Annotated in this window: 17 protein-coding genes and 1 pseudogene; 13 read left to right on the forward strand and 5 right to left on the reverse strand. The window is 73.5% G+C overall.

Features of this window, described 5'->3' with window-relative positions; translation table 11 throughout:
* Positions 1-15 precede the first annotated feature (15 nt).
* Genes DCS98_RS01345 through DCS98_RS01355 form a run of 3 tightly spaced genes read left to right on the forward strand, consistent with a single transcriptional unit; the run spans position 16 to position 3892 of the window.
* Entirely contained in the window at positions 16-1125 is a 1110-nt protein-coding gene (locus DCS98_RS01345; RefSeq protein ID WP_116449550.1) for an ABC transporter permease, read from the forward strand.
* On the forward strand, positions 1125-2198 hold the full coding sequence (locus tag DCS98_RS01350; RefSeq protein WP_116449551.1) for an ABC transporter permease: 1074 nt from the start codon (positions 1125-1127) through the stop codon (positions 2196-2198). Before DCS98_RS01345 ends, DCS98_RS01350 begins: the two co-directional genes overlap by 1 nt.
* Positions 2195-3892 carry an ABC transporter ATP-binding protein gene (locus DCS98_RS01355; protein ID WP_116449552.1) on the forward strand — a complete coding sequence of 566 codons (1698 nt, stop codon included), beginning with the start codon at positions 2195-2197 and terminating at the stop codon, positions 3890-3892. The genes DCS98_RS01350 and DCS98_RS01355 overlap by 4 nt, the downstream gene beginning before the upstream one ends.
* Before the next feature lie 4 nt (positions 3893-3896).
* Here DCS98_RS01355 and DCS98_RS01360 read toward each other — a convergent pair whose 3' ends face one another.
* Positions 3897-4229, reverse strand: coding sequence for an antibiotic biosynthesis monooxygenase (locus DCS98_RS01360; protein WP_116449553.1), 333 nt, complete (start codon positions 4227-4229; stop codon positions 3897-3899).
* Between the two features lie 36 nt (positions 4230-4265).
* Here DCS98_RS01360 and DCS98_RS01365 point away from each other — a divergent pair, with 36 nt between their 5' ends.
* Positions 4266-4706: a MarR family winged helix-turn-helix transcriptional regulator gene (locus tag DCS98_RS01365; RefSeq protein ID WP_241037005.1), complete on the forward strand. Its 441-nt coding sequence runs from the start codon at positions 4266-4268 to the stop codon at positions 4704-4706.
* Between the two features lie 3 nt (positions 4707-4709).
* Here DCS98_RS01365 and DCS98_RS01370 read toward each other — a convergent pair whose 3' ends face one another.
* On the reverse strand, positions 4710-5069 hold the full coding sequence (locus DCS98_RS01370; RefSeq protein WP_116449554.1) for a Rieske (2Fe-2S) protein: 360 nt from the start codon (positions 5067-5069) through the stop codon (positions 4710-4712).
* 99 nt (positions 5070-5168) lie between these two features.
* On the opposite strand from DCS98_RS01370, the gene DCS98_RS01375 reads away from it, so the two are divergent.
* The 3 genes from DCS98_RS01375 to DCS98_RS01380 all read left to right on the forward strand — a co-directional run bounded on the left by DCS98_RS01375 (position 5169) and on the right by DCS98_RS01380 (position 8006).
* A complete protein-coding gene (locus DCS98_RS01375; protein WP_241037007.1) occupies positions 5169-7160 on the forward strand; it encodes a TPM domain-containing protein in 1992 nt (663 codons plus the stop codon).
* A 73-nt stretch (positions 7161-7233) separates the two neighbouring features.
* Complete coding sequence (locus tag DCS98_RS23480; RefSeq protein WP_241037009.1) at positions 7234-7455, forward strand: VOC family protein; 222 nt, start codon at positions 7234-7236, stop codon at positions 7453-7455.
* Positions 7452-8006, forward strand: a complete 555-nt coding sequence (locus DCS98_RS01380; protein WP_241037011.1) for a VOC family protein — start codon at positions 7452-7454, stop codon at positions 8004-8006. The genes DCS98_RS23480 and DCS98_RS01380 overlap by 4 nt, the downstream gene beginning before the upstream one ends.
* 9 nt (positions 8007-8015) lie before the next feature.
* Here DCS98_RS01380 and DCS98_RS01385 read toward each other — a convergent pair whose 3' ends face one another.
* The 3 genes from DCS98_RS01385 to DCS98_RS01395 are packed head-to-tail and all read right to left on the reverse strand — an operon-like array spanning position 8016 to position 10420.
* Positions 8016-8441: a PPOX class F420-dependent oxidoreductase gene (locus DCS98_RS01385; RefSeq protein ID WP_241037013.1), complete on the reverse strand. Its 426-nt coding sequence runs from the start codon at positions 8439-8441 to the stop codon at positions 8016-8018.
* Positions 8438-9406 (reverse strand): pirin family protein, encoded by a 969-nt coding sequence (locus DCS98_RS01390; RefSeq protein WP_116449556.1) that lies wholly within the window; start codon positions 9404-9406, stop codon positions 8438-8440. Before DCS98_RS01390 ends, DCS98_RS01385 begins: the two co-directional genes overlap by 4 nt.
* Positions 9407-9415: 9 nt before the next feature.
* Positions 9416-10420 (reverse strand): pirin family protein, encoded by a 1005-nt coding sequence (locus tag DCS98_RS01395; protein ID WP_116449557.1) that lies wholly within the window; start codon positions 10418-10420, stop codon positions 9416-9418.
* A 205-nt stretch (positions 10421-10625) separates the two neighbouring features.
* Here DCS98_RS01395 and DCS98_RS01400 point away from each other — a divergent pair.
* From DCS98_RS01400 to DCS98_RS01420, 6 genes and pseudogenes are all read left to right on the forward strand, one after another.
* A pseudogene (locus DCS98_RS01400) lies at positions 10626-11405 on the forward strand (methylenetetrahydrofolate reductase); the annotation flags it as partial.
* 124 nt (positions 11406-11529) lie between these two features.
* Positions 11530-11826, forward strand: coding sequence for a hypothetical protein (locus tag DCS98_RS23240; protein ID WP_206340098.1), 297 nt, complete (start codon positions 11530-11532; stop codon positions 11824-11826).
* Between the two features lie 46 nt (positions 11827-11872).
* The gene (locus DCS98_RS01405; RefSeq protein ID WP_116449558.1) at positions 11873-13462 is read left to right on the forward strand and encodes a circularly permuted type 2 ATP-grasp protein; all 1590 of its coding nucleotides are present in this window, start codon (positions 11873-11875) and stop codon (positions 13460-13462) included.
* Positions 13456-14406 carry an alpha-E domain-containing protein gene (locus DCS98_RS01410; protein ID WP_116449559.1) on the forward strand — a complete coding sequence of 317 codons (951 nt, stop codon included), beginning with the start codon at positions 13456-13458 and terminating at the stop codon, positions 14404-14406. Before DCS98_RS01405 ends, DCS98_RS01410 begins: the two co-directional genes overlap by 7 nt.
* Positions 14406-15305, forward strand: coding sequence for a transglutaminase family protein (locus DCS98_RS01415; RefSeq protein ID WP_116449560.1), 900 nt, complete (start codon positions 14406-14408; stop codon positions 15303-15305). Before DCS98_RS01410 ends, DCS98_RS01415 begins: the two co-directional genes overlap by 1 nt.
* 87 nt (positions 15306-15392) lie before the next feature.
* Positions 15393-16235, forward strand: coding sequence for an alpha/beta hydrolase (locus tag DCS98_RS01420; RefSeq protein ID WP_206340044.1), 843 nt, complete (start codon positions 15393-15395; stop codon positions 16233-16235).
* The last annotated feature ends 39 nt before the right edge of the window (positions 16236-16274 follow it).

Below are 16274 nucleotides of genomic sequence, written 5' to 3' on the forward strand. Positions count from 1 at the left end.
ACACGAGCGGGAGAGATGACCACGACGACCACCGGGCTCACCAGCAGCGGTGCAGCTCCTGACTCACCCCCCGTAGCGGCTCCGAAGGAACGGCGCAGCGGCGGCGGCGGGCTGGGCACCTACCTGCTGATCCGCTTCCTGCTGATCATCCCGACCGTGTTCATCCTGGTGACGACGGTCTTCTTCCTCATGCGCTCGACCGGTGACCCGATCACCGCGGCGCTGGGCGGCCGGCTCACCGGCGAGCAGCTGGCCGAGCGCGTGGCCGCGGCAGGCTACGACCGGCCGCTGCTCACCCAGTACGTCGAGTACCTCGGCAACGTCTTCACCGGCGACTTCGGCACCGCGATCAGCGACCGGCGCCCGGTCACCGAGATCCTCACGACCTTCGGCGCGGCCACGCTGGAGCTGGCCTTCTACTCGCTGATCGTCGCCTTCGTCGTCGGCATCCCGCTGGGCCGGCTCGCCGCCTATCTCCGGGACAGGTGGCCCGACGCCGTCCTCCGGGTGTTCGCGATCCTCTGCTACGCCACCCCGGTCTTCTTCTTCGGGATGATCCTGAAGCTCGTCTTCGCGGTGAACCTCGGGTGGCTGCCGGTCGCCGGGCGGGCCTCCACCGGCGCGGAGATCCAGCTGCAGACGCTGGACAACCCCACGAACATCTACCTGATCGACGCGATCAGGCTCGGTGACGGCGAGGTGATCACCGACGTCCTGGAGCACGCGGTCCTGCCGGCGATCGCTCTCGGCCTGCTCACCGCCGGGATCTTCCTGCGGCTGGTGCGCACCAACGTCATCGGCACGCTCGGCATGGGTTACGTCGAAGCCGCGCGCTCCCGTGGCGTCGCCGAGCGGCGGCTGCTCAAGAAGCACGCGTACCGCCCGGCGCTCATCCCGATCATCACGGTCATCGGCCTCCAGATCGCGCTGCTCCTCGGGGGCGCGGTCCTCACCGAGACGACGTTCGAGTGGAAGGGCCTGGGCTTCCAGCTCACCGAGTACCTGCAGGCGCGCGACTTCGTCGCCGTCCAGGGCATCGTCGTGCTGCTGGCCCTCATCGTGGCGGTCACCAACTTCCTCGTGGACGTCATCGCGGCCCTGATCGACCCCCGGGTGAGGTACTGATGAGCACGGCAACGACGACGGGGGCCGCGGCCTCCCGCGCACGCACCGACCGCGGGTGGAAGAACTTCCCCCTGATCCGCCAGGTGCGGCAGAGCGTCGGCCTGCAGCGCGGCATGCTCGTCGCCGGCCTCGTGATCAGCGCCGTCTTCGTGCTGACGGCGATCTTCGCGCCGCTGCTGGCGCCCTACGAGTACGACCAGCTGCGCGACCCGGCCGGGGCGTTCGGCGCGCAGCAGGAGCCGTCGTCGGCGCACCTGCTGGGCACCACCGTGGGTGGCTACGACGTGCTCTCCCGGGTCATCTGGGGCTCGCGGACGGCGCTCTACGTCATCGTCGTCGCGTTCGTGCTGTCGTTCTTCATCGGCGTCCTGCTCGGGCTGGTGTCGGGCTACTTCGGCGGCTGGCTCGACCGGGTCCTGGTCGTCATCTGCGACGCGATCTACGCGTTCCCGTCGCTGCTGCTCGCGATCGTCGTGGCCATCGCGATCAGCGGCGGTGAGTCCAGCCTCTGGGGCGGGATCATGGCCGCGGCCATCGCGATCACCGTCGTGTTCATCCCGCAGTACTTCCGGGTCGTGCGGGCGGAGACGGTCCGGATCAAGTCCGAGGCCTTCGTCGAGTCGGCCAAGGTCATCGGCGCCGGGCACCGGCGGATCATGTTCCGCCACGTGCTCCGCAACGCCACCCGGACGCTGCCCCTCATCATCACGATCAACGCCTCCGAAGCGGTGTCGACGCTGGCGGCGCTGGGCTTCCTCGGCTTCGGCATCGAGTCCACCGCCGCGGCCGAGTGGGGCTACGACCTGCAGAAGGCCCTGGCCGACGTCTCCAGCGGCATCTGGTGGACGTCGGTGTTCCCCGGCGCCGCGATCGTGCTCGTGGTGCTGGGACTCACGCTGGTGGGCGAGGGCCTCAACGACCTCGCCGACCCGCGGCTGCGCACCCGGCGCCGCGCGACGGACGTCCCGTCCGACCCGGCCGACGTGTCGGTGGTGCCGGGCGGAACCCTGACCGCTCCCGGCGGACTGGCCGGGCTGGAAGGCCCCGACGAGGGAAGGCGGTTCGAGCAGTGACCAGCTCGGTCAACGATGTCGTCGACATCGAGAACCTCTCGGTCAGCTTCGCGACCGACGTCGGCACCGTGGAGGCGGTCCGGGACGTCAGCCTCGGTGTCGCCGCCGGCGAGGTCCTGGCCATCGTGGGCGAGAGCGGCAGCGGGAAGACCGTGACCGCGCGCAGCATCCTGGGCCTGCTGCCCGAGACGGCGCTGACCCGCGGCGCGATCCTGCTGACCAGCAAGGACGGCGGGACGACCCAGGACGTCGTCCCGCTGACCGGCGCCGCGCTGGGCCAGGTCCGCGGCCGGGACGCCGCGATGGTGTTCCAGGAGCCCTCGACCGCGCTCAACCCCGTCTACCCGGTGGGCTGGCAGATCGCCGAGGGCCTGCGCGCGCACGGGAAGTACAGCAAGAAGGAGGCGCGCGAGAAGGCGATCGACGTCCTCCGCCGGGTGGGCATCCCCGACCCCGAGCAGCGCGTCGACCACTACCCGCACCAGTTCTCGGGCGGCCAGAAGCAGCGCATCGTCATCGCGCAGGCGCTGGTGCTCGACCCGGGCGTGATCATCGCCGACGAGCCGACCACCGCCCTCGACGTCACCGTGCAGGCCGAGATCCTCGACCTGCTGCGCCGCTGCCGCGACGAGTTCGGCGCCGCCATCGTGCTCATCACGCACAACATGGGCGTGGTTGCCGACCTGGCCGACCGGGTCGCCGTCATGTACCAGGGGCGGATCGTCGAGCAGGCAGACGTCCGCACCCTGTTCTCCGCGCCCCAGGACCCGTACACGCAGCAGCTGCTGGCCGCCGTCCCGAAGCTGGGCTCGGGTCGGGCCCGCACGCAGGAGCGTGCGGCCGCGCGCACCGCCGACTGGCACGGGGCCACGCCGGTCGTCGAGGCCCGGGACCTCCGGATCGTCTACCCCGGCCGGCTGCGCCAGCCCGACTTCGTGGCCGTGGACGGGGTCGACTTCGCGATCCGGCCCGGCGAGGTGCTCGGTCTGGTGGGCGAGAGCGGCAGCGGCAAGACCACGATCGGCCGGGCCATCGCCGGGCTGACCAAGGTCACCGGCGGCTCGCTGCAGGTGCTCGGCACCGAGATGAACGGCGTCAAGGAGAAGGCGTTCCGGCCGGTGCGCGAGCGCATCGGCTTCGTCTTCCAGGACCCGGCGTCCAGCTTCAACCCGCTGCTGACCATCGCCGAGGCGGTCGCCGAGCCGCTGGTGGTGCACAAGCGGGCCCGCGACGTCGGCGGCGCCCGCAAGCGGGTGGACGAGCTGCTCGAGCAGGTGCAGCTGCCCAAGGCGTTCGGCGACAGGTTCCCGCACGAGCTCTCCGGCGGCCAGCGCCAGCGCGCCAGCCTGGCCCGGTCGCTGGCGCTGGAGCCCGAGCTGCTCATCGCCGACGAGCCGACCTCCGCCCTCGACGTGTCGGTGCAGGCCCGCGTGCTGGAGCTGTTCGACGAGCTGCAGCGCGAGCACGGCTTCGCGTGCCTGTTCATCAGCCACGACCTGGCCGTCGTCGACCTGCTGGCCGACCGGATCGCGGTGCTCTACAAGGGCAAGCTGGTCGAGGAGGGCACGGGCGCCGAGGTGCTGGGTGCGCCGCAGCACCCGTACACCCAGCGGTTGCTGGCCTCCCTGCCCGTGCCCGACCCGGACGAGCAGGCGCGGCGCCGCGGCGTGTGGGAGCAGCTGCGCACCACCTGAGCGGTCACGGCCGGAAGTCGGCGACCTGCTCGTAGTGCAGCGAGTGCTCGTCGAAGCGGGCCAGCAGCGCCCGGGCCGCGGGTGGGACGACGGACCCGCGGGGATCACCGCCGGTGAACGCCGTCACGGCCGCGAGGTCGTCGAACGTCATGGCGGTGAGCACCTCCCCGCCCGCCGCCGGGTCGAGCTCCACCGGGTGCCTCCGGAAGACGGTCAGGCTGCGCAGGCCCGGGACGGCGCGGTCGACGATGCCGGGCGCGATCGTGCCGGTGAGCAGCTGCTCGTAGGCCGCGGAGTGCGCGGGGTCGGTCCAGCCGCGCCACAGTCGCAGGATCATGGCAGCAGACTGCGCTATTGACAGTATGCTGTCAACGTGTCCGACGACCTGACCGCGTACCGGCTGCTGATGGCCGACGTCTACGAGCTGGCGGGGGAGTCCCGTCGTACCAGCGAGGCGCTGGCCCGGGCCGAGGGGCAGACGACGGCGCGCTGGCACGTGCTGAGCGTCGTCTCCGACGGGCCGCGGACCGTGGCCTCGGCCGCGCGCCGGCTGGGGTTGGCCCGGCAGAGCGTGCAGCGGGTCGTCGACGACCTGGTCGCCGCCGGCCAGGTGGAGCTGCGGGCCAATCCCGACCACGCGCGGGCGCCGCTCGTCGCCCTCACCGACGCCGGCAGCGGTGTGCTGCGCCGGCTGGTGGCGGCCTCGGACACCGATCGCGCGGCGGTGCTCAGGGCCGCCGGCGTGACCGCCGCCGAGCTGGAGCAGGCGCGTGCCGTCGTCCGGACGCTGGTCGCGGGGCTGCGCGGGGCCTGAGCCCTACTCGAGGGCGACGTCGTCGCCCCGACGGGTCGCGCGGCGCACCCGGAGCCGGGCGACGCGGCCGAGCAGCTGCACCAGCTGGGTGTAGCCCGGCGTCGGTCCGTGGTAGCCGAGGAAGCCCCTCGGCCCCTCGACCATCTCGCCGGTGCGGACGTCGTACCGGCTCTGGTGCCACGGGCAGACCAGGCAGCCGTCGGCGTCGATGCTGCCCTCGGACAGGTCGGCGAGCTGGTGCCGGCAGCGCCGGGACACCGCGAAGTACCTGTCGTCGCCCCGGTTCCCCACCGCCCAGTCGCCGGCGCGGCGGACGGCGCCGGGCGGCAGGTCGGCGGCAGGCAGACGGTCGGGCTCGGGCACGGGCGCTCCTCGGTGGTGGACGGCGGATCGGCCCCTACCCCGCGCGACGGCGCCGGACGCCTGCCGCGTCGGTACTGTCGATCTCTCCTACTGCTGGAGGTGGCCGTGCGCCGGCTGTGCGTCGTCCTGGGTGCTTCGGCGCTGCTCGCCCTGACCGGTGCGCCGGCGCTCGCCGAGGAGCCGTTCCGGCTCGACGAGCAGGTGGTCGACGAGGCGGGTGTCCTCGACGACACGGCCGCGGTCGACGCGGCGCTGGAGGAGCTGCAGGCGGAGGACGGCGTCCAGCTCTTCGTCGTCACCGTCGACACCTTCGGTGACCTGTCGCCCGGCGAGTGGCTCCAGGAGACCGGCAGCCTCTCCGACCTGGGTGGCACCGACGCGTTGCTCGCCATCGCCGTCGACGACCGGAACTACACGTTCGCGCTGCCGCGCAACGCCGACGTCTCGGCGAGCGAGGCCGACGAGCTGGCCGGCCAGGCCGTCGAGCCCGACTTCTCGGAGGGCGACTGGGACGCCGGCGTCGTCGCCTTCGCCGACATCGTGCGCACCGGCGAGGCGCCCGGCGGCGGGGACGGCGGCGGGAGTGCGCTGCTGGCCGTCGGCGCGATCGCGGTCGTGGGTGGCGGCGCGTACCTGGTCTCGCGCGCCCGGCGGCGCAGGCGCGAGTCGCAGCCCCCGCCGGTGACGCGGCTCGAGCGGCCCGACCCCTATGCCGGGGTGTCCACCGAGGAGCTGCAGGGCCGGGCGAGCAGCGCGCTGCTCGAGCTCGACGAGGCCATGAAGACCTCGCAGCTCGACCTCGACTACGCCCGCGTGCAGTACGGCCCGGAGGCCGTCGTCGGCTTCGACCAGGCGCTCGCCACGTCGAAGGACGAGCTCGCGCGGGCGTTCATGATCCGCCAGCAGCTCGATGACGACGTGTCGGAGGACGAGCCGACCACCCGGCAGATGCTCGGCGAGATGCTGCAGCTGACCGGGGCCGCGGGCTCGCGCCTGGACGAGCAGGCCGAGGCGTTCGCGAAGCTGCGCGACCTGGAGAACACCGCACCGCAGGTGCTGGACGCCCTCGGCCCGCGCATCGCCTCGCTGCACGCGCGCATCCCGCAGGAGGAGGAGCGCCTCGCCCAGCTGCAGCGGCGCTTCGCCGACTCCGCGCTGGCGCCGGTGGCCGACAACGTCACCGAGGCCCGCGCCCGGCTGGCCGCCGCGGAGCAGGAGGTGCAGGAGGCGCGCGCGGCCCTGGCGTCCACCGAGAAGGGCAGCGCCGTCGGCGACATCCGGGCGGCGGAGGACGCCGTCGCCCAGACCACCACGCTGCTGGACGCCGTCTCGCGCATGGCCGCCGACCTCGACGCCGCCGGCGGCCGGGTGGCCGCCGTCCGCGCCGAGACCGAGAAGGACGTCGCCGAGGCGCGCTCGCTGAGCAGCGGAGGCGATGGCAGCGGGCTGGGGCCCCAGGTCGCCCGCGCCGAGGCGGCGCTCGCCTCGGCCGACGAGCTGATGGGCGCCGACCGGCCGGACCCGCTGGCGGCGCTGCGCCAGCTCGAGGAGGCCGACATCGCACTGGAGCAGGCGCTGGCGGTCGCCCGCGATGCGCAGACGCAGAAGCGGCGGGCCGCCGCGGCTCTCGACCAGGCGGTGATGACCGCGCGGTCGACGATCGCCGCCGCCGCGGACTTCATCAGCACCCGCCGCGGCGCGGTGGGCCCGGAGGCCCGCACCCGGCTGGCGGAGGCGCAGCGCCGGCTCGACGTCGCCGTCGACATGGGCCGCGACGACCCGGTGGCCGCACTCCGGGAGGCGCACCAGGCGACGACCCTGGCGCAGTCGGCGCTCGACCGCGCGCAGGACGACGTCTCGAGCTGGGGCGGTGGATACGGAGGGCCCGGTGGCTTCGGCGGCGGGTACGGCCCGGGCTACCGGCGCGGCGGGGTCGACCTGGGCAGCCTCGTGCTGGGCGGCATCCTGCTCGGGGGCAACCGGGGCGGCGGCGGGTTCGGCGGGGGCTTCGGCGGCGGGGGTGGCGGCTTCGGCGGGGGTGGCGGCGGAGGCGGCTTCGGTGGCGGGGGGACCGGCGGCGGCCGGTTCTGACGCACGCGCTCCTGGGAACTGTCGGACCCCGGTGGCACCGTGACCTGCCTCACGATCTGCGGAGGAGGGAACGATGCCCACCCGAGACACCCCCTGGCCCGACGGCACACCCTGCTGGGTCGACATCGGGGTTCCCGACGTCGACGCGGCGAAGGCGTTCTACACGGCCCTGTTCGGCTGGGAGTACACCGGCGGAGACCCGGAGTTCGGCGGCTACCTCAACGCCACGCTGCAGGGCCGGACGGTCGCCGGCATGGGCCCGCAGCAGACCCCGAGGACCCGCCCACGTGGATGACCTACTTCGCGGGTGCGGATGCCGGCGCGTTCGCCTCGAAGATCCGCGACGCCGGCGGGCAGATCCTCGTCGAGCCCATGGAGGTCGGCCCGATGGGGACCTTCGTGATCGCCCGTGACCCGCAGGGCAACCCGTTCGGCGTCTGGCAGGCGGGTGCCCACACCGGCTACCAGCTGCACAACGAGCCGGGCGCGCTGGCGTGGAACGAGGCGATGACCGACGACGCCCCCGGCGCCCGGAAGTTCTACACCGCCGTCTTCGGCTTCCGCTTCGACGAGCTGCCGCCGGAGCACGCCGAGGAGGGCATCGACTACACGACCTTCGGCACCGGCGGGAACCCGCTGGGCGGGCTCGGGGCGGCCGACCCGAGCATGCCCACGGGGTGGCTGACCTGCTTCTCGGTCGGCTCGACCGACGAGGCGGTGGCCACCGTGGAGTCGCACGGCGGCACGGTCGTCATGGCGCCGGCGGACACACCCTTCGGGCGGTTCGCGATCGTCGAGGACCCGTGGGGCGCGCCGTTCGAGGTGATGCAGAACCCGGCCGGGTGACGGCGGCGGTCAGCCGGGCAGCTGACCGTAGGCGTGCTCGGGGCGGAACCGGACGACGAGTCGCCGGTCGGCCACCATCGCCGACCGGTACTCGTCCCAGTTCTCGTGCTCGCCGCTGACGCCGCGGTAGTAGGTGACCAGCTCGTCGACCGTGGCGTCGTGCGGATCGTCGGCGACCGGCGTCAGTTCGGCCGTGCCCTCGACGGCGACCCACGTCCAGAAGTCCTTCGACGCCACGTGCAGGGTCACCCGCGGGTCCCGTTCGATGTTGCGGGTCTTGGCGCGGTCGGCGGTCACCGAGACGCGGACGACGTCACCGTCGAAGGCGTAGCCGACGTTCGACAGCTGCGGGCGGCCGTCGCGCTTGACGGTGGCCAGCACGCCCCAGCGGTTCTCCGCGACGAACGCCAGCATCCTCGGGTCGACCGGGGTCACCGCACGCGCCCGCGGGCCTTGAGCGGCATGGCCGGCAGCGCCGGCGCCGGCAGCCGGTCGCCGTCGAAGCCCACCACGGTCCCGAACCGCTCGTCCTCCGCGTTCCAGCGCTCGGCGTACTCGGCGATCTCCTCGCCCGACCGGCCGACGAAGTTCCACCACATCACCAGCTGCTCCTCGAACGGCTCCCCGCCCAGCAGGAGCAGGCTGGCCGGCTCGTCCGCCTGCAGCCGGAGGGTCCGCCGCCCGGTGCCGAGGTAGAGCATCGAGCCGTGCGCGACGGGCGCACCCTCCACGGTGGCCGAGCCGCCGGCAGCCAGCACCGCGTACTCGAAGTCCGGCTCCAGCGGCAGCTCGACGTCGGCGCCGGCCGTCAGCTTCAGGTCGGCACCCACCAGCGGGCTGTACGCGGTTCCGGCGGAGGTGGCGCCGCCGACCGAGCCCATCAGCACCGTCGTGGTCAGCCCGTCGGAGGTGAAGCCGGGGAGCGTGGCGTGGTGCTCGAAGTGCGGTGCCACCTCGCGGTGCGCGTCGGGCAGCGCCACCCACAGCTGGGCGCCGTGCAGGTAGCGCGGGTGCACGGCCGGCGACTGCTCCGAGTGCGCGATGCCGTGCCCGGCCGTCATCAGCGCGAGCTGGCCGGGACCGAACACGACGTCGCTGCCCACCGAGTCGCGGTGGTGCACCTCGCCCTCCAGCAGCCACGACACCGTCTGCAACCCGGTGTGCGGGTGCGGCGCCACCTGCATGCCGGGGGAGGACGTGACGTCGTCCGGGCCGTAGTGGTCGACGAACGCCCAGGCGCCGACCATGCGCCGTCCCAGCGTCGGGAGCAGCCGCCGGACGCGGGTGCTCTCGCCCAGCAGCACCTCCTTGCCGGGCAGCAGGTCCAGGGCCGGGCCGGCCGGCGTCACCTCGAGGCCGCCCATCTCGCGGGCGGCCGGGCGGCGGTCGAGGTTGCTCATCGGATCCCCCTAGGCGTCCTGGTCAGTCTCGCCCCGGACGCCCTCGTGCGGAACGCGGCGGCCGTAACTCGCCGGGATCGATCCCAGGCGGCCGGCCTGGAAGTCGGTGAACGCGTCCATGACCTCCTGACGGGTGTTCATGACGAACGGCCCGTACATCGCGATCGGCTCGCGGATCGGCGCCCCGCCGAGCACGACGACGTCCAGCGCGGGAGTCCGCGACTCCTGGTGGACGGCGCCGTTGACGGTCACCGTGTCGCCGGGGCCGAGGACGGCGAGCTGCCCGGTGCGGACAGGCGCGCCGTCGATGCCGACGGAGCCCGCGCCGGAGAGCACGTAGACCAGCGCGTTGAAGTCCGGCCGCCACGGCAGGTCGAGGGTGGCGCCGGGGGAGACGGTCGCGTGCACCATCGCCATCGGCGTGTAGGTGGAACCGGGCCCGACGTGGCCGGCGACGTCGCCGGCGATGACCCGCAGCAGGGCGCCGGCGTCGGGGCTGGCCAGCAGCACCGACTCGTTCGCGCGCAGGTCCTGGTAGCGGGGCTCGACCCACTTCTGCGCCCTGGGCAGGTTCACCCACAGCTGCAGCCCGTGGAACAGCCCGCCGCTGACGACGAGGTGCTCCGGCGGGCGCTCGATGTGCAGGACGCCGCCACCGGCCGTCATCCACTGGGTGTCACCGTTGCTGATCGTGCCGCCGCCGCCGTGCGAGTCGGCGTGCTCGAAGGTGCCGTCGATGATGTAGGTGACGGTCTCGAAGCCGCGGTGCGGGTGCCAGCTGGTGCCCTTCGGCTCACCCGGGGCGTACTCGACCTCGCCCATCTGGTCCATGTGGATGAACGGGTCGAGGTCGCGGAGGTCGACGCCGGCGAAGGCGCGGCGGACGGGGAAGCCCTCGCCCTCGAACCCCGACGGCGCGGTCGTGACGGAGCGGGTGCGGCGGCGGACGGTGCCCGGAGCCGGTACCGGCACGCGGGCCAGGGTGGTGGTGTCCTCGACGGTCACGGCGGGCATGCCGGCCTCCTGGGTTGAGAGTTCAACTAGTGGCACCGTAACCTGCCTGGACCGCGATGTCTTCCCTCGTCCGTCCGCACGTTCTGAGAAGTGGCGCGAGTCGGGCCGGCGCGAGCGCGGGGTTTGAGGGCGGTGATCTGACGGGCAGGGCCCTGTGGTGGAGCCCGGGCCGACCGTCGCCGGACGGCTCGGCTGCCCGAAGCGGATGGTCTTCGGCCCCTGCGGCGGCGTGCGCGCGGACGGGCGGTGCGAGCTGGCCGAGCACCGGTGCGTCTTCCTCGACCGGCCGCTCGTCCGCTGGCCCGGGCCGCCGGCGCCCGCTCGCCCGGTTCCCGCGCCCGTCGTGCTCACCGACCTCTCGGTCCCCCCGTTCGACGCGGCGGCTGTGCGCCGGATCGTCGGCGTCCTCGCGCCGGTGTCGGACGGCCTGCTGCTGGGCGAGCACGCCAACCGCCCGGACTTCCCGCCGACCATGCTCGCCGCCGAGGCCATCGGGGCCGGCGCCCGGCTGTGGACGACGCTGGCCTGCCGCGACCGCAACCGCGTCGTCCTGGAGCAGGAGCTCACCGGGCTCGCGGCGCTGGGCGTCGAGGGGGTCCTCTGCGTGACCGGCGACGGTCGCGGGCCCGGCGTGCGTGCCGGCACCAGCCAGGTGTTCGACCTCGACGGCGTGCGCCTGGCCGCCCTCGCGGCCGAGCGCGGGCTGCCGGTCGCCGTCCCCGAGTCGCCCGAGGCGCCGCCGGTCGACGTGCGGCCGACCCGGGTCGTGGAGAAGCAGCGGGCCGGTGCGCAGCTGTGCGTGCTCAACCACGTCAGCAGCCCGGCCCGCGTGGCGTCCTTCGTCACCGCGGCGCGGACGGCCGGCGCGACGCTGCCCTTCGTCGCGGGCGTCGCCGTCTACACCGACGAGCGCTCGGCGCGCGTGCTGCAGCGGTTCCCGGGCCTGCACCTGGACGACGACGTCGTCGAGCGGGTTCTCGCCGCGCCCGACCCGCGGGAGGCCGGCATCGCGGCCGCGGTCGACGAGGCCCGCGTACTGCTCGCCGTCCCGGGCATCGAGGGCGTCAACCTGCCTGGCCCCAGGAGCACGGCTCGGTCTGCTGGTCTTCGTGGCCACCGGGCCGCTGCCGCCGCCCCTGCCCGACGGGAACGAGTTCCCCGAGGAGCGGGAACTCCTGGCCCTGCTCGAGGGCGCCGGCTTCGCGCTGGGCGGGACCGGCGAGGCGGACCTCGCCGACAGCCCGGCGGACTGGCTGGAGCGGGCCGACGCCGTCGACGAGGAGGTGGAACGCCGGCACGGGGACCGGCCGGAGTTCGCCCAGGCCCGCGAGAACGCCCGCCGGGTGGGCCGGCTCATCTCCGGCGGTGCGCTGCGGCCGTGGCTCGGGATCGGTGTGGCGCGCTGACGCTTCGACACGCGCGCGACACACGTCGTCACTAGGTTCAGTCCTCATGGCGGACCTCTTCGACGGCTACGTTCTCGGGGAGCAGTGGGACGAGATGTTCGCCCGCGTCGGTGAGCCGCGGGCCGCGTACGCCGGCCTCTTCGCGTCGCTGCAGCCGATGGCCGGCGACGAGCTCGCCGCGCGCGCCGACGTGCTCTCGCAGACCTACCGCGACGCGGGGGTGACGTTCGCGCACGCGGGGGAGGAGCAGCCGTTCCCGCTCGACATCGTGCCGCGGGTCATCGGCGCCGAGGAGTGGGACGTCATCGAGCGCGGCGTCGCCCAGCGGGTGCACGCGCTGGAAGCGTTCCTCGCCGACGTCTACGGCCCCGGGCAGGTGTTCACCGACCGGGTGGTCCCGCGCAACGTGATCACCACCAGCGCCCACTTCCACCGCCAGGCGCACGGGTTGGTCCCGCCCAACGGCGTGCGGGTGCACGTGAGCGGGATCGACCTGGTGCGCGACGAGGCCGGCGAGTTCCGCGTGCTCGAGGACAACCTCCGGTCGCCGTCGGGCGTCAGCTACGTCATCACCAACCGGGCGGCGATGAGCCAGGTGCTGCCGGAGCTGTTCGCCGACCACCGGATCGAGCCGGTCGCGGACTACCCGACGAGGCTGCTGGCCGCCCTCAAGGCGTCGGCGCCGTCCAACGTCGCCGACCCGACGGTCGTCGTCCTCACTCCCGGCGTCTACAACTCGGCCTACTTCGAGCACGCCCTGCTCGCCCGCCAGATGGGCGTCGAGCTGGTCGAGGGCCGCGACCTGGTCTGCGCGGGCAACCAGGTCAGCATGCGGACGACGGACGGGCAGCAGCGCGTCGACGTCATCTACCGCCGCATCGACGACGAGTTCCTCGACCCGGTGCACTTCCGGCCGGACTCGGTGATCGGCTGCGCGGGCGTGCTCAACGCGGCGCGGGCCGGGCGGGTGACCATCGCGAACGCCGTCGGCAACGGGGTCGCCGACGACAAGCTGCTCTACACCTGGGTGCCGGACCTGATCCGCTACTACCTGGGCGAGGAGCCGGTGCTGCAGAACGCCGACACCTACCGGCTCGACGAGCGGGACACCGTCGAATGGGTGCTCGGGTCCCTGGACCAGCTGGTGCTCAAGCCGGTCGACGGGTCCGGCGGCAAGGGCATCGTCATCGGGCCGAAGGCGGATGAGAAGACGCTCGGCGAACTCGCGGTCAAGGTGCGGGCGCGGCCGCGGGACTGGATCGCGCAGAAGCCGATCGGGCTGTCCACCTCCCCGACGCTGATCGGCGGCCGGATCGCCCCGCGGCACGTCGACCTGCGGCCCTTCGCCATCAACGACGGCGAGAAGGTGTGGGTGCTGCCCGGCGGTCTGACCCGCGTCGCGCTGCCGGAGGGGGAGCTGGTGGTGAACTCGAGCCAGGGCGGCGGGTCCAAGGACACCTGGGTGATCAGCCCGCCGCGGCAGACCGCGGAGACCGACGTGCCCGAGCTGACGACGATCGAGTTCACCGCGGCCGACCTGCCCGACGACCCGCCGGCGCAGGACCCCGGACCGCTGAACGACACGGTCGTCGGCCAGTCCCAGCAGCAGCAGCAAGGGGCGGTGCCGTCGTGCTGAGCCGGATCGCCGAGTCGCTGTTCTGGATCGGCCGCTACGTGGAGCGCGCCGACGACACCGCCCGCATCCTCGACGTGCACACCCAGCGGCTGGTCGAGGACCCGTGGATCGACGAGCGGCTGGCCTGCGCGAACCTGCTGGCGCTGATGGGCTCGCCGGTGCCGGACGCCGAGGCCGACACCGAGCGCGTGCTGGCCACCCTCGCGTTCGACCGCACCAGCCCGAGCTCGATCGTCGGTGCGCTGTCGGCGGCGCGGGAGAACGCCCGCGGCGCCCGCGAGGTGCTGAGCGCGGAGATCTGGGAGTCGCTGAACGTCACCCACAACGCGCTGCCCCAGCAGCGGACGATGGCCCGCCGGTACGGGCCGCACTCGCTGTTCCGCTTCGTCCGCGAGCGCTCGGCCATGGTGTTCGGGCTCGCCGACGCGACGATGAGCCGCGACGAGAGCTGGCTGTTCCTCATCCTGGGCCGCTCGCTGGAGCGGGTGGACATGACCTCGCGGATCATCTCCACCCGCATCCTCGCCGGGGACGCGGCGCCGTCCTGGACGCTGGTGCTGCGCTCGACCGGCGCGTACGAGCCCTATCTGCGCACCTACCGCGGGATGGTGAACTCCAGCCGCGCCGCGGAGTTCCTGCTGCTGGACCGGCTGTTCCCGCGGTCGGTGTTCGCCGCGCTCGAGCAGGCAGAAGGGTGCCTGGCGGAGCTTGAGCGCTCGACCGTGCGCGACGCCGCGCGCATCGGCGTCGCCGGCGAGGCGCACCGCATCGTCGGCCGCGCCCGCACGATGCTGGAGTTCATGAGCCCGCCCGAGCTGCTCGCGCAGCTGCCGTCGCGGCTGGAGGAGCTGCAGCGCACCTGCTCGGCGGCCAGCGCCGCGGTGACCCACCGCTTCTTCACGGAGCAGGCACCGCAGGTGTGGGTGCCGGAGGAGGCCGGCTGATGACGCAGACCCAGGGCCAGACCCAGACGCAGGCGTCCGCACCGCGGCCGGCCCCGCACCGGTGGCGGCTGCAGGTCGTGCACCGGACGCGGTTCCACTACAGCGGGCCGGTCCGGTCGAGCTACAACGAGGCACGGCTGACGCCGGAGAACAGCAACCGCCAGACGACGCTGCGCTCCAAGGTCGAGATCGAGCCTGCCGCCACCGCCTACGCCTACCGCGACTACTGGGGTTCCACGGTCACCGCCTTCGACCTGCACACCCCGCACCCGGAGCTCGTGGTCACCGGGACGTCGATCGTCGAGGCGGGTCCCGACCTCGGCGGCCACGACCGGGTGGGCTGGAGCGGCCTGGCGGCCCGCGAGGTGCGCGAGCAGTTCGGCGAGCTGCTCACCCCGACGGCCCTCACCGCCATGGACGACGACGTCGTGGCGGAGGCGCGCGCCGCGGTCGGCGAGGCGCACCCGCACGAGGCCGGGCGCCTGGTGTGCGGCTTCGTGCACGACCACATCGCCTACCTCTCGGGGTCGACGAACGTGAAGACCAACGCCATGCAGGCGTGGGCCAAGGGGCAGGGCGTCTGCCAGGACATCTCGCACGTCACCGTCGGCCTCCTGCGCGGGCTCGGGCTGCCGGCGCGGTACGTCTCGGGCTACCTGCACCCGAAGCCGGGCGCGGAGATCGGCGTGCCGGTGACCGGGGAGAGCCACGCCTGGGTGGAGTGGTGGGACGGCGGCTGGAACGCGTTCGACCCCACCAACTCCGTGGAGGTCGGCACCCGGCACGTGACCCTGGGGCGGGGACGCGACTACGGCGACGTCCCGCCGTTCAAGGGTCTGTTCTCCGGCCCGAGGAGCGAGGGGCACACGGTGACGGTGGAGGTCACCCGCCTGGCCTGAACCGCAACGACGGACCGCGCCGCCGGACCTCCTGCCGACGCACCGACCTCGCTACGGTCGCACCCACTCCACCGAGCGGAGGGCCCCATGGCGTCGATGTCGGACCGGGAGACCGCGGAGGTCGAGGCGGCCAACGCCTCGGGCCACACGCCTGTCGTCTTCATCCACGGCCTCTGGCTGCTGCCGAGCAGCTGGGACGCCTGGGCCGATTTCTTCCGGCAGTCCGGCTACGCGCCGCTGACCCCGGACTGGCCGGACGACCCGGTGACCGTCGACGCGGCCAGGGCGGAGCCCGAGGTGCTCGGCGGCACGTCGCTGAACCAGATCGCCGACCACACCGCCGAGGTCGTCGCGGCCCTGGAGAAGAAGCCCGTGCTGATCGGGCACTCGACCGGCGGCCTGGTCGCGCAGATGCTCGCCGGCCGGGGGCTGGCCGCGGCGACCGTGGCCATCGACCCCGGGATCTTCCGCGGCGTCCTGCCGCTGCCGCTCTCGGTGCTCAAGGGCGTGGGCCCCCTGCTGCTCGATCCGCGCACGCGCGGCCGGGCGGTCACCCTCACCTACGACCAGTTCCGGTACGGCTGGGCCAACGCGCTGGACGAGGCGGAGGCGAGGGAGCTCTACGACCGCTTCCACGTCGCGGGCTCGGGGATGGCGCTGGTCCAGATGGGCAACGCGAACCTCAACCCGTGGACGGAGGCGAAGGTCGACACGAGGAACCCCGACCGCGGTCCGCTCCTGATCATCGACGGCGAGAAGGACCACACCGTGCCCTGGGCGATCGCCCACGCCGCCTACAAGCAGCAGCGGCGCAACCCCGGCCTGACCGAGATCGTGAAGATGCCCGACCGCGGCCACTCGCTCACGATCGACCACGGGTGGCAACAGGTCGCGCGGACCGCGCTCTCCTTCGTCCAGCGCGTGACCTGACGCCGCCCCCTCCGTGCTGCATCGCGATGAAGCACACTG

This window comes from Blastococcus litoris, assembly GCF_003075095.1.
Taxonomy (GTDB): domain Bacteria; phylum Actinomycetota; class Actinomycetes; order Mycobacteriales; family Geodermatophilaceae; genus Blastococcus_B; species Blastococcus_B litoris.

Coding starts and splice junctions, on each gene's coding strand:
- DCS98_RS01345 (WP_116449550.1), top strand. CDS start 16: ATGACCACGACGACCACCGGGCTCACCAGCAGCGGTGCAGCTCCTGAC.
- DCS98_RS01350 (WP_116449551.1), top strand. CDS start 1,125: ATGAGCACGGCAACGACGACGGGGGCCGCGGCCTCCCGCGCACGCACC.
- DCS98_RS01360 (WP_116449553.1), bottom strand. CDS start 4,229: ATGATCCTGCGACTGTGGCGCGGCTGGACCGACCCCGCGCACTCCGCG.
- DCS98_RS23480 (WP_241037009.1), top strand. CDS start 7,234: ATGCCCACCCGAGACACCCCCTGGCCCGACGGCACACCCTGCTGGGTC.
- DCS98_RS01380 (WP_241037011.1), top strand. CDS start 7,452: ATGACCTACTTCGCGGGTGCGGATGCCGGCGCGTTCGCCTCGAAGATC.
- DCS98_RS01390 (WP_116449556.1), bottom strand. CDS start 9,406: ATGAGCAACCTCGACCGCCGCCCGGCCGCCCGCGAGATGGGCGGCCTC.
- DCS98_RS01395 (WP_116449557.1), bottom strand. CDS start 10,420: ATGCCCGCCGTGACCGTCGAGGACACCACCACCCTGGCCCGCGTGCCG.
- DCS98_RS01405 (WP_116449558.1), top strand. CDS start 11,873: ATGGCGGACCTCTTCGACGGCTACGTTCTCGGGGAGCAGTGGGACGAG.
- DCS98_RS01415 (WP_116449560.1), top strand. CDS start 14,406: ATGACGCAGACCCAGGGCCAGACCCAGACGCAGGCGTCCGCACCGCGG.
- DCS98_RS01420 (WP_206340044.1), top strand. CDS start 15,393: ATGGCGTCGATGTCGGACCGGGAGACCGCGGAGGTCGAGGCGGCCAAC.